The organism is Collinsella vaginalis, from assembly GCF_900176655.1.
Taxonomy (GTDB): Bacteria; Actinomycetota; Coriobacteriia; order Coriobacteriales; family Coriobacteriaceae; genus Collinsella; species Collinsella vaginalis.
The window spans coordinates 80,405-92,454 of the sequence record NZ_LT838844.1; the positions used below are offsets into that span (position 1 = coordinate 80,405).

Genomic DNA, 12,050 nt, shown 5'->3' on the forward strand with positions numbered 1-12,050 from the left:
ATTCTCAATGCAAAAAAGCACATGGCGTCCGTGCCGCATCAGGATTAGCCGCCGCTTCCCCCGCATGTGTTTTCCAGGACGCGTCCAGATTTGAATGGTGTTTGGGCTTTGGTCAGGGCTCGTGTAGTAGAAAATGTCAGATCTGAGTCTATACAGGGCACCAAACACGTTTCTTGAAGCGTAGTATGGCGGGTTTTGCCCATAGCGGTGTTGTGAACAGAGCCGATTAGATACACATTTATCGTTTTTGTCATTGAATAAGCTGTTCGTCAACGCGAGGCACGGCGATTCGAAGCTTGGTTTGACGCAGATCTGACATTTTCTACTAGCGGATTCCCACGTCGAAAAACCAAGTTCCATAAAATAAAGTATAAATATCAAAAAATTTATAATAATAAATTTTAGGTAAAACGAGGCTATAGAGAAGGACTTCATCGGCTCACGGACGGGTCACCGCCCCTAGTCCGACTCTCTGCGGGCGCTGAGGAGCGATTGGTTGAGCCAATTGAGAACAGCATGCCTGTTGCGACTCTCTGTAGACATGGGGAGCAATAGGGCCGCTCGGCAGAGTAGCAGCGTGGAGCGTGGCCGGCAAAAAGCGGGCCCGCCTGAGCGCGGCCCGCTTCATTCGCACGATAGCTTCGAGCAACTGGCTACAGCTCGATCTCCAGCGTGACGGGGCAGTGGTCGGATCCGAAGATGTCACTCCTGATACCGGCCGCGCGCACCCGGTCAGCCACGGCATCGCTCACGAGGAAGTAGTCGATGCGCCAGCCGGCGTTGTTCTTGCGCGCGTTGAACCGATAGCTCCACCAGCTGTAGGACCCCTCCTCATCAGGGTGCAGGGAGCGGAAGGTGTCGGTGAACCCGGCGTCAAGCAGTTCGGTGAACTTGCCGCGCTCCTCGTCGGAGAAGCCGGCGTTGCCCCGGTTGCTCTTGGGGTTCTTGAGGTCGATCTCCTCGTGCGCCACGTTGAGGTCCCCGCAGGTGATGACCGGTTTTCCGGTCTCCTGCTCAAGGCCGCTCAGGAAGGCGCGGAAGGCGTCGTCCCAGGCCATGCGCACGTCGATGCGGGCGAGCTTGTCCTGCGCGTTCGGCGTGTACACGTCCACGAACCAGAACCTCCCGAACTCGAGGGCGCAGACGCGCCCCTCGCTCGCGGCGGCGGCCACAAGCTCGGCACCCTCATCGGCGGCATGACCGAGCACGGCGTCGGCATGGCGGACGGAGAGCGGTTCCTCGCGGGTGAACACGGCGGTACCGGAGTAGCCCTTGCGCTCGGCGTAGCTCCAGACCTGATGGTAGCCGGGCAGCTCGATCTCAACTTGGCCCTCCTGCAGCTTGGTCTCCTGCAGGGCGAGGATGTCGGCGTCGAGCTCGGTCGCGATCTCGGTGAAGCTCGGCTCTTTCTTCAGCACGGCGCGCAGGCCGTTCACATTCCATGAGGCGAAGGTGTATGTCTTTGACATGATGCTCCTTACAAGGGAGTGGGGTTCATAGACGCGTTCCATGGTACCGGAACACGCGGGTGAACAGGCAGCCCTATACTGAGGTCACCGACTGAAAGGGGCTGGCATGACCAGGGCTATCACGGAAGAGCACGAGGCTCAGCAGGCGTTGCGCGAGCTGTTCGAAGGGCACGGGCGCGTGGTCTTCTTCGGCGGAGCCGGTGTGTCCACCGCGAGCGGGATCCCCGATTTCCGCAGCGTGGACGGGTTGTATCACCAGAAGTTCGCCTACCCGCCCGAGACCATGCTCTCGCACGGGTTCTTTGAGCGCCATCCGAAGGAGTTCTTTGAGTTCTACCGCACGCGGATGATCGCGCCCGACGCCCGGCCGAACCGCTGCCACCTGAAGCTGGCTGAGCTTGAACGGGAGGGTTCTCTCGCCGCCGTGGTGACGCAGAACATCGACGGCCTGCACCAGGACGCGGGGTCGAAACGCGTCTGGGAGCTGCACGGATCGGTGAGACGCAACATCTGCCAGAGGTGCGGGGCGGTGTACGACGCCGCATGGATCCTTGCCCACGGGCATGAGGATAAGCATGGCGTGCCCCGGTGCTCGGCGTGCGGGGGCCTGGTGAAGCCGGATGTGGTCCTGTACGAGGAACCGCTCGACGAAAACGTGCTTGAGGGAGCCATCCGTGCGATCGCGCAGGCAGACGCTCTGGTCATAGGCGGGACATCACTGGCGGTCTACCCGGCGGCGGGGCTCACGGGGTATTTCCGAGGCGATGAGATCGCGATCGTGAACCGCGATGCCACGCCTCAGGACGCGACTGCCGACCTTCTCATTTCCTACGACATCGCGCGCGCGTTTGATTTCTAGCGTGTGCACCGCCGGCGACGCGGGAGCGCTGGTAGGCGCGGAGTGCGCAGAGTGGGGGCGGCACGGGCCACTTCGCCTGCTTCCGCGGGCAACGGTTGTCAGCAGATCGCCCGCGGATATACGCATTTCGCTGTGCCGGCGGGCTGTGTCGGGTGCCCCGTCGGTAAGCCGTTCGTCAAGATCGGGACGGCTGCGAGACGATGCCGCGTTCGTCGTCTATGCTCGCAGAAAACCGAGGAGGCGAGGCGATGATACGGGACACCAGGGCGGATCGCGCGTACTTCGACCGCTATATCGGCGAGAGCGAGGCCCACATCGCACAGATGGAGGCAAAGCTGGTCGCGCCTGCGAGCGAACGCGAGGGCATGGGCCTGCGCCGGGGGATCGCCTCCGACCGCCTGAACGTCATCCGCGCTCGGTATTCGCGCGGCGACGACCTCGAGGAGATCCGACCGGCCGCTCTTGAGGCAATCATCTCGCAGATCGATTTCCTGCGGAAGACGGGTTACGGGGGATCCATCGAGCTGGCGTCCATGGCGGTGCTTTTCGGGGTGGACGCTCACTGTGCCGATGCGATCGCCGGTGCGATGGGGGCGGCCGGCAATCTTGACCGGGTGACCGCGGCCATCCTGGCGTCAGTGGGGTCTGAGGTGGAGTCACCGTGGCATAACCTCGTCTGGCCGCGCGGGTTCACGGAACTCGCGGACGCCCTTGAGGCGGGGCCTGGCCCGGAGGCCATCGGCCTGATCAAGAGTTACCTCGTGGTTTGGTACCGGCGCAACCAGGGCGCGGGGTGGGCCGGGTCCCACCGCGACCTCCCCCGCATGCTCTACGCCGGCTACTGGAGCTGGGAGGCCGCGGCGGTGGCGCGAGGACTTGGCCTGGCAGGGGAGCCTTCGCTCGTCCAGTCTGTAAACTACCCAGCTGACCTTGCGGTCTTCTTGTCGATTGATCGATAGAGCCGGGTGTCACGAGATGGATATGAGAGCAGGGGAGCGCGGGGCGGAGGGCGTTTCATGAGGGATCGTAGGGCGAGCAAGGAGTATTTCGACCGCTATATCAGGGAGCATGAGGAGCGAATCGCGCGCTATGAGGCCAGGATCGCCGAGCTTGAGCAGGGCGGTGAGATCTGGGAGGGCCTGCGCTGGGGCGTGCGCACCGACCGCCTGGGGATCATTCGCGTCCGCTACTCTCGTGGCGATGACCTTGTGAAACTGCGGCCCGCCGCGGTCGAAGCGGTCTCCGCGTTCATCGGCCATCTCGGGGGCATGGACTACGGGGATTATGCCGAGGTGGTTTCCCTCGCGGCGCTTTTCGGTGCCGGTGCCGATATCGCCAATGCCATGGCGCGGGAGATGAGCGCCGCGGGAGCCCTCGATCGGCTGACGGGTACGATCCTTGCTTCCGCTGGATCGACGGTGGCGCCTCCTCTGGGCCGCGTCGAGTGGCAGTACTTCAATCCCGAGCTGTTCGAGGCCTTGGAGGCGGGTCCGGGTCCGCAGGCGATCGGCCTGGTTAAACGGTATGTCGCGCGATGGCCCCGCATGAACGTGTACGCCGGCTGGACGGGTTCCCACGGGGACCTCGAGCACACGGTCTACACCGGTTACTGGTGCTTCGAAGCTGCCGCTCTGGTGCGCGGGATGGGCCTGGCCGATGCGTTCCGTTCCATTCGATCGACGAACTTCCCAGCTGACCTGGCATGCTTCCAGCCCCTTGGATAATCCGGGGTGGGCCGGAATGGCAGATAGGGGCTGCCCGGTGCTCCGGGGCGCCCAAGGTCGTTTTTGCATTTTCTTGAGCTATACATAGGCCGGGTTGGGCCCGCTGAGTACAAAAAAGAAAACCGCAGTTCAGGGATGGTGCGTTTTTGCGAGCTATGCATAGGGGCGCTCACAGCGCGGCCCTTCCGGGCAAAAATCTATGCATAGCTCAAGAAAACGCAAAACTTGACCCGGTGCAAATGGGACCGCGCGACGAAGCCGCAATCCTCAGGCCATGACAACGTTCCCGCAACGGCCCCCACGAGGAGGTGGTCCGGCGCCCCCACCCAACCCCCAGGACATGGGAGCTTTATGGCTCCCATCTCGGCTCTTCGCAAGTCCTATACAATAGATAAGATCGGACGCGCTCGAAAGGAGCCTCATGGCGAACGACAGCAAATCATGGCGGTGCGGTAAGTACGAGCTCACCTTCGACAGGCCGCGCATCATGGGTGTGCTGAACGTCACGCCCGACTCCTTCTCAGATGGCGGCGAGCACTCGGACACCGAGGCGGCGATCGCCTACGGCCTCAAGCTGCTCGACGAGGGCGCCGACATCATCGACGTCGGCGGCGAGTCCACCCGGCCGGGCTTCACCCCGGTCACCCCTGATGAAGAGGCCAAACGCGTCCTCCCGGTGGTGCGTGCCCTGGCGCAGAAAGGCGCCATCGTCTCCATCGACACGCGCCATGTGGACGTGGCGAAGGCCGCGGTGCGCGTGGGCGCGAGCATCGTGAACGACGNGGAGCAACCGCCCCGGCCGCCCGCAGCGCCCCGGCGCCAAGCCGTCCGGCTCGGGTGGCCCGCAGCTTCCCGGCAACCCACGCATCAACCTGATCTCGCTTTTGATCGGCATCGCGCTGATCGCGTACCTGATCTACAACATGAGCGGGTCGTTCTCGTCCGGCCCGAAGCCCGTTGAGATCGCCACCAGTGACTTCATCACCGCGGTCAAGGAGGACCGGGTGCAGTCGACCACCTATACGGTGGTCACCGGCAGCGTCGAGGGCTCGCTCTGGCAGAGCGACAGCGACAAGGGCGACGCCTCGAAGCTCGTCACGTTCAAGTCCACCTACGTGGGCTCCGACTCGCTCGCAGAGCTCATGGCCGAGCACCCCGGAACCGTGTACAAGGCCGACCCCAAGGATCCGAACTTCCTCTCCGAGCTGCTCATGGCGGTCCTGCCCACGGTCCTGCTCATCGGCGTCATGATCTACTTCCTGCGCCAGATGATGGGCTCCAACAACCGGGCCATGCAGTTCGGCAAGACCAACGCCAAGACCAACGAGGCCACGCGTCCCAAGGTCAAGTTCAAGGACGTGGCGGGCATCGACGAGGCGGTCGAGGAGCTTGAGGAGGTCCGCGACTTCCTCGCCGACCCGACGCGCTACCGGTGCCTGGGCGCGAAGATCCCCCGTGGCGTCCTGCTGGTGGGGCCTCCGGGCACCGGCAAGACCCTGCTCGCCAAGGCCGTCGCCGGCGAGGCGGGCGTGCCGTTCTTCAGCATCTCAGGCTCCGACTTCGTCGAGATGTTCGTCGGCGTGGGCGCCTCCCGCGTGCGCGACCTGTTCAAGGAGGCGAAGGCCCAGAGCCCGAGCATCATCTTCATCGACGAGATCGACGCTGTCGGCCGCCAGCGCGGCGCCGGTCTGGGCGGTGGTCATGACGAGCGCGAGCAGACCCTGAACCAGCTGCTGGTCGAGATGGACGGCTTCGATGAGAGCGAGTCCGTGATCCTCATCGCGGCCACGAACCGCCCCGATATCCTCGATCCCGCGCTGCTGCGCCCGGGCCGCTTCGACCGCCAGGTGACGGTCGACCGTCCCGACGTGGCCGGCCGCGAGAAGATCCTGCGCGTGCACGCCGCCAACAAGCCGCTCGAGCCCGGCGTCAAGTTCGAGACGCTCGCGAAGCTCACGGTGGGCTTCACCGGCGCCGACCTCGCGAACCTGCTGAACGAGGCGGCCCTGCTCGCCGCCCGCCGCTCCCGCAAGGCGATCTCGATGGCCGAGATCGAGGAGTCGATGGAGCGCGTGATCGCCGGTCCGCAACGCAAGAGCCGCGTCATGACGGAGCAGGAGCGCCGGGTCATCGCCTATCACGAGAGCGGTCATGCGCTCGTGGGGCACATCCTCGACAACTCCGATCCGGTGCACAAGATCAGCATCGTGAGCCGCGGCCAGGCGCTCGGCTACACCATGCAGCTCCCCACCGAGGACCACTTCCTGAAGACCCGCGCCGAGATGCTCGACGAGCTGGCGGTCTTCCTCGGCGGCCGTGTGGCTGAGGAGCTCATGTGCGACGATATCACCTCCGGCGCCTCGAACGACCTTGAGCGGGCGACCAAGATGGCCCGCGAGATGGTCACGCGCCTCGGCATGAGCGAGGCCCTGGGCACCCAGGTGTTCGGTGAGGCCCAGCATCAGGTGTTCCTCGGGCGCGACTACGCGAACCACCAGGATTACTCCGAGGAGACCGCCCGCCGGATCGACGCTGAGGTCCAGCGCATCATGCGCGAGGCCCACGAGCGCGCCGAGCGGATCCTCAATGCCCGTCGCGACCAGCTCGACCTCATGGCCAGCGTGCTCTTGGAGCGCGAGACCGTCGAGGGCGATGCGGTGCAGGCCCTGCTCGACAACGAGTGGGATGTCTACCTCGAGCACGAGGAGGGAGCGGCGAAGGACGGCGAGGAGTCGCCGAAGCGCCGCCGCCCGATGACGCCGGAGCAGGAGGCTGCGCTGGCAGCTGAGGCGGAGGCGTACGCCCAGGCGGCGATCGCGTCCGAGGATGCAGCCGTGCGCGAGAACGCCGAGCGCGCCGGTGATGTGGCGGGCGCTGGCGACGCTGCCGGCGATTCAACGGAAGGGTAACGCACCCCTTGTAATGAGATCGCCGCAGGTCATCATGGTGCCTGTGGTGCAGTAAGCAAAAGGCCCCGCACGGATTCACCCGCGCGGGGCCTTCCCATGCCGACAGCGCGTGCCTGCCTGCAACGCGTACGTGTTGACAGCGCGCACATGCCGACAGCGCATACGTGTTGACAGCGCGTGCATGCTGACAGTGCATACATACCGGCAGCACGCACATGCCAACGCGCGCGTGTCGACAATGCATACATGCTGACAGTGCAAAATCGCGTCTTATATCGATGCACATCGTCGAATCCTGCACCGTCGACGTCCCTACCTCAGCTGACAGTGCATAATTCAGCCTTTCATTCGCTTTTAAGCCGCAATTTTGAACTGTCAGCTGGGGACCGCGGCGGGGGCAGGGAAGCATCGGAGGCGGAGCGCCGCGGACGCCAGCCCAACGTGAACCCGATTCGGTGGAAACCCAAGCCAACATGCGTTCGGCTCAACACGCGCTCGGCCCAACACGCGCTCGGCCCAACACGCGTTCAACCCCAGCAAGCATCCAGACAGTGTTTCCCCCACAATTCAGCGAAGACCCCCGCTTGCCCCTTGTCGTCGGGGCGTTATCGTAGGGTCACCAGGGTGAGGCCCGAGCCCTCGAATCGCGTGCACCCGTTCAAGACGTGCAGACGGCTCGAGCCACCTCGCACGCAGACGCGCCACCGATGCCCACACGCGAGCAACCACAGAGCAAGGAGCGGACACCATGATCAACGAGACGATGTACCAGCGGGGAGCCGAGAGCTCGGTCATCCGCGAGATCTTCTCCTACGCCTGCGCGCGCAAGGCGGAGATTGGCGCGGACCGCGTGTTCGACTTCAGCCTCGGCAACCCGAGCGTCCCAGCGCCCGATGCGGTGCGCGAGAGCATCGAGCACTCGCTCGCCGAGGTCCCCTCGATGGCGCTGCACGGCTACACGCCGGCCCCGGGGATCCCCGAGGTCCGCGCCGCCGTGGCGGACTCGCTCAACCGCCGGTTCGGCACGACGTACACCGCCGCTGACCTGTTCATGACCGTGGGCGCCGCCGCCTCGGTGTCCTGCGCCCTGCATGCGCTGGTGTCGCCGGGTGAGGAGGTCGTCGTCATCGCGCCGTTCTTCCCTGAGTACCGCGTGTGGATCGAGAACGCGGGGGCGACCTGCGTTGAGGCTCTGGCAGATCCGGAGACCTTCCAGCTCTCGATCGAGAATATCCGCGCTGCTATCACCGAGCGCACCGCCGCGATCATCATAGACTCGCCGAACAACCCGACCGGGGCGGTGTACCCGCGTGAGGCACTGGAGGGGCTCGCGAGCCTGCTTGAGGAGGAGAACAGCCATCGCGCGGAGCCCATCTACCTGATCTCCGACGAGCCGTACCGCGAGATCACCTATGGTGCCGAGGTGCCCTGGGTGCCGTCGATCTACGAGCACACGGTGGTCTGCTACTCGTACTCGAAGTCGCTGTCGCTGCCGGGTGAGCGCGTGGGCTGGGTGCTCGTGCCAAACACCATGGCGGGGGCGCCGCGCGTGATGCCAGCGGTGGCGGGGGCTGCCCGGGCGCTGGGATTTGTATGCGCTCCGGCCCTCTTCCAGCGTGTGGTTGCCGATTGCGTGGACGAGCCCTCCGACGTGAAGGCCTATCGGGCGAACCGCGACGAGCTCTGCCGCGCCCTCGATGCGGCGGGATACGCCTATGTGCAGCCGGATGGCGCATTCTACCTGTGGGTTCGGTCGCTTGAGCCCGACGCCGCCGCGTTCTGCGAGCGCGCTCGCGCCTACGAGCTCTTGCCCGTGCCGTCGGATAGCTTTGGTGTGCCGGGCTGGATCCGCATCGGCTACTGCGTGGCGCCCGAGGTGATCCGCGGTTCGATTCCCGCGTGGCAGGCTCTTGCTATGGAGTATGCGGACCGCAGGTAAGGGGTGCGGCGCCGGCCTGCTTGCAGCGTAGGCCGCGCATCCATCGGTCTGTTGCAACGCCTGGACCATGGCGCTCGAATGGCGTGAGGCGTGGCCGGCCCGATGGGCGCCGCGAGATCTGGTCTGGGCTACGGGCACCGGGTGCCGCGGGATCAACCGGTATCGCGGTACCGAGTGCCGTGGGGTTTGACTGGCGCGGCGGGTATCGGGTGTTCGGGCGCGGTCGCGCGTGGGGCGGGGGCGAGACATTGGGGATAGCGGCATCTCGACGCGGTCCCAGAGGCGATTTGCATGAAATCGCAGTCATAAGTAGGTTCTCGAGCCCCTGTCGGCCAGCGGTCCGGTGCATCGGGTTCCCGGGAGGGGGGCATCACGCATGGGATGGGAGCAAAACGTCATCTCAAGGCGATCCCAAGGGTATTTTGCCTGGAAACGTTGTCGAAAGTAAGTTTTCGGGCCCCTATATATCAGAGGACCTGCGCGCCAGGCGCCGGAGTGAACGCGTCCCGATGGACCCGCTGTGCGGCCCCATCGGAAACTGAAATTCCAACCCGTCCCGGTGGTAGACTGAAACCAGTATCTACCAGCGCTCTTCGCAGTGGCCGTTGCTGCATTAAGGGGTCATATGTATACGATTCTCGGTGATCTGCATACGCACACGCTCTACTCCCGCCACGCGTACTCGACGATCCAAGAGAATGTGACGGCCGCCGCCACGTGCGGGCTCGAGGTCATCGGCTCATCCGATCACTTCAGCTCCATGCTGTTCCCCAGCAACGACCTGCGCAACTTCCAGTTCTTCTTCAATCAGGAGATCTGGCCGCGTACCTGGGACGGCGTGCACGTGCTCCGAGCCTGCGAGGCTGATATCGAGACCCTCGACGGCGGATTGTTTGGCGAGGACATCGCGGCGACCGAAAGCATCGTGGGTCGTCCGTTCAAGATGGGCCACATCCTCTTCGAGCTCGTGACCGAGAACCTGGACTACGTGATCGCCAGCGTCCACAACGCGGATTTCACGAGGGACGCGAGCCTCGCCCAGACGACGGCCATGTACGTGGGCGCCCTTGAGAACCCGCGCGTCTTCATCCTCGGGCACACCGGCCGTTCGGGCGTTCCCTACGACATCGATACGGTGCTCACCTGTGCGAAAGAACGCCACAAGCTCATCGAGATCAACGAGCACAGCCTCGAGGGCGGGCGCGCGGGCCAGACGCATCAGGTGNGCGACCTACGGCGTCTGCCTCGGCGCGATCCAGCTCGGCGCCAACATCGTGCGCGTGCACGACGTGGCCGGGTTCACGCAGTTCCTGAACGGGTTCTGGGCCATCGCCCGCCCGCAGCCGCGTCGCGCCTTCGTTGCCCTCGGCTCGAACATGGGCAAGCGCCTGGACAACATCCGCGCCGCGAAGAACCTGATCGCCGAGATCCCCATGACCTGCGTGTCGAACTGCTCGCGCATCTACGAGAGCGAGCCGGCCTATGAGAAGCGACAGGAGCCCTTCGCCAACGCGGTCATCGAGATCAAAACCGAGCTGGCCCCGCTCATCCTCCTCGACCAGCTGCTCGAGGTGGAGAACAAGCTCGGCCGCAACCGCACCAAGAGCGCCCGCCCCAACGGGCCGCGCGTGATCGACTGCGACCTCATCTGGATGGACGGCGAGGTGCACGGCGGCGAGCGCCTGCGCCTGCCCCACCCGAACCTGGGCGAGCGCGATTTCGTGCTGGTCCCGCTCGAGGACCTCATGCACGACCCCGCCCGCTTCTTCCGCTACGAGGGCGTGGACGTGAAGGAGCCCGAGGACCGCTACGGCCATGTGGTGGGCGAGCTCGGCTCGCTGTAGGATTCGCGTGCCTCACCTTTGCTGTGTGACCATCGCTTTTCTCGCGCGAAAAGCGGCCGTTTCGCATGGCTGCGCATGATCTCGGTGCGTCATTTCGTCTGGCGGGGTAGAATTCCCCGCATAGGTGCGTATCGCACCCCAGCGCAGGCGCAAGCAACAGAGGAAGGGTTCGCATGGAGTCACAGCATCCCGACATGCAGGAGATTCTCTTCACCGACGACGACATCAAGGAGATCGTCTTCCGTCTCGGCCGGCAGATCACCGCAGACTACCAGGGCAAGGATCTGGTGCTCATCGCCGTTCTGCGCGGTGCGGTGGTGTTCATGGGAGACCTCATGCGCGCTATCGAGGGGCCCCTCGCGATCGATTTCATGGCGGTCTCGAGCTACGGCGAGGGTGCGAAGTCGTCGGGCGTCGTCCGCATCGTCAAGGACCTCGATATGGATATCAAGGGCCGCGACGTCCTGATCGTCGAGGACATCCTGGATTCGGGCCTCACCCTCAAGTATCTGATGAAGAACCTCTCGCATCGCCAGCCTGCGTCGCTCGAGGTGGCCGCCTTCCTCTGGAAGGACGTCAAGGACCGCACCACCGCCGTCAATCCTAAGTACGTCGGCGCCCACTGCCCCGACGAGTTCGTGGTCGGNGGTGCGAGCGCCGCTGCAGCGCCCGGCGCCACAGACGCCACGTCAGCGCCCGGCGCAACGGATCGGATCTTCGCCTACACCTTCGCATCGCCCCGCACCACCGTAGACGCCGCAGGCGACGCCTCCCGCTACAACAACATTTTCAATATCGTGAACCCGGCGGACCCGGTACCGAACCTCCCACTCGAGAGCTGGGGCTTCTCCCGCAACGGCGTCACGCTGAGCCTACCGTCCGTCGATGGTGCGGGGTACCAGGCGGCCCATGAGCGCATGAGCGCAGCGTTCGAGGAGCTCACGGGCGAGAGGTCAGCGTATGATCCGGAGGTCGAGCACGCGATCGGCGATTTCGTGGACGACATCTCATCCTCGGTGCCCACGGCCCAGGACCTTGTTTCGGCGGGCGGGGCGGTCTCAGTGGCTGGCGCGGTGGCGTCTCATCTCGATCCCCTCACCGTGCTCAAAGGCCACTACCCCAGCGTGTATCTGACTTGGCTGAGCGCGACGGACGGGGAGGACCTGGTCGAGGCCGCGGGGTAAGGGAACCGGCTGCTAGATTTACGGTGCCCCAGTGCTGGAGGCGCGATTTTCGCTGCGCTCAGGCAACGGGCGCTCTGGGGCGCATGGGGCGTGGCGGGAATATGCGCTGCGGCCGAGATCTC

The 12,050-nt window shown here is 64.7% G+C and carries 7 protein-coding genes and 3 pseudogenes; 9 read left to right on the forward strand and 1 reads right to left on the reverse strand.

Annotated features, from left to right (window positions below):
• Nucleotides 1-653: 653 nt before the first annotated feature.
• Complete coding sequence (locus CAP13_RS06600; RefSeq protein WP_085830832.1) at nt 654-1,469, reverse strand: exodeoxyribonuclease III; 816 nt, start codon at nt 1,467-1,469, stop codon at nt 654-656.
• 106 nt (nt 1,470-1,575) lie between these two features.
• Between CAP13_RS06600 and CAP13_RS06605 the strand changes: the two genes are divergently transcribed.
• The 9 genes and pseudogenes from CAP13_RS06605 to hpt all read left to right on the forward strand — a co-directional run.
• Complete coding sequence (locus tag CAP13_RS06605) at nt 1,576-2,328, forward strand: NAD-dependent protein deacylase (protein WP_085830833.1); 753 nt, start codon at nt 1,576-1,578, stop codon at nt 2,326-2,328.
• Nucleotides 2,329-2,576: 248 nt separating this feature from the next.
• Nucleotides 2,577-3,287 (forward strand): PoNe immunity protein domain-containing protein, encoded by a 711-nt coding sequence (locus CAP13_RS06610; RefSeq protein ID WP_179184984.1) that lies wholly within the window; start codon nt 2,577-2,579, stop codon nt 3,285-3,287.
• A 57-nt stretch (nt 3,288-3,344) separates the two neighbouring features.
• A complete protein-coding gene (locus CAP13_RS06615) occupies nt 3,345-4,052 on the forward strand; it encodes a PoNe immunity protein domain-containing protein (RefSeq protein WP_085830835.1) in 708 nt (235 codons plus the stop codon).
• A 421-nt stretch (nt 4,053-4,473) separates the two neighbouring features.
• Nucleotides 4,474-4,833 (forward strand): annotated as a pseudogene (locus tag CAP13_RS06620) (dihydropteroate synthase); the annotation flags it as partial.
• Nucleotides 4,834-4,936: 103 nt separating this feature from the next.
• A complete protein-coding gene (gene ftsH, locus CAP13_RS06625) occupies nt 4,937-6,961 on the forward strand; it encodes an ATP-dependent zinc metalloprotease FtsH (RefSeq protein ID WP_281248997.1) in 2,025 nt (674 codons plus the stop codon).
• 748 nt (nt 6,962-7,709) lie between these two features.
• A complete protein-coding gene (locus CAP13_RS06630; protein ID WP_085830836.1) occupies nt 7,710-8,900 on the forward strand; it encodes a pyridoxal phosphate-dependent aminotransferase in 1,191 nt (396 codons plus the stop codon).
• Nucleotides 8,901-9,525: 625 nt separating this feature from the next.
• Nucleotides 9,526-9,864, forward strand: a pseudogene (locus tag CAP13_RS10295) (PHP domain-containing protein); the annotation flags it as partial.
• A gap of 310 nt (nt 9,865-10,174) precedes the next feature.
• A complete protein-coding gene (folK, locus tag CAP13_RS06640) occupies nt 10,175-10,744 on the forward strand; it encodes a 2-amino-4-hydroxy-6-hydroxymethyldihydropteridine diphosphokinase (RefSeq protein WP_245798940.1) in 570 nt (189 codons plus the stop codon).
• 173 nt (nt 10,745-10,917) lie between these two features.
• Nucleotides 10,918-11,388 (forward strand): annotated as a pseudogene (hpt, locus tag CAP13_RS06645) (hypoxanthine phosphoribosyltransferase); the annotation flags it as partial.
• Nucleotides 11,389-12,050: the final 662 nt, after the last annotated feature.

Coding starts and splice junctions, on each gene's coding strand:
- CAP13_RS06600 (WP_085830832.1), bottom strand. CDS start 1,469: ATGTCAAAGACATACACCTTCGCCTCATGGAATGTGAACGGCCTGCGC.
- CAP13_RS06605 (WP_085830833.1), top strand. CDS start 1,576: ATGACCAGGGCTATCACGGAAGAGCACGAGGCTCAGCAGGCGTTGCGC.
- CAP13_RS06610 (WP_179184984.1), top strand. CDS start 2,577: ATGATACGGGACACCAGGGCGGATCGCGCGTACTTCGACCGCTATATC.
- CAP13_RS06615 (WP_085830835.1), top strand. CDS start 3,345: ATGAGGGATCGTAGGGCGAGCAAGGAGTATTTCGACCGCTATATCAGG.
- CAP13_RS06630 (WP_085830836.1), top strand. CDS start 7,710: ATGATCAACGAGACGATGTACCAGCGGGGAGCCGAGAGCTCGGTCATC.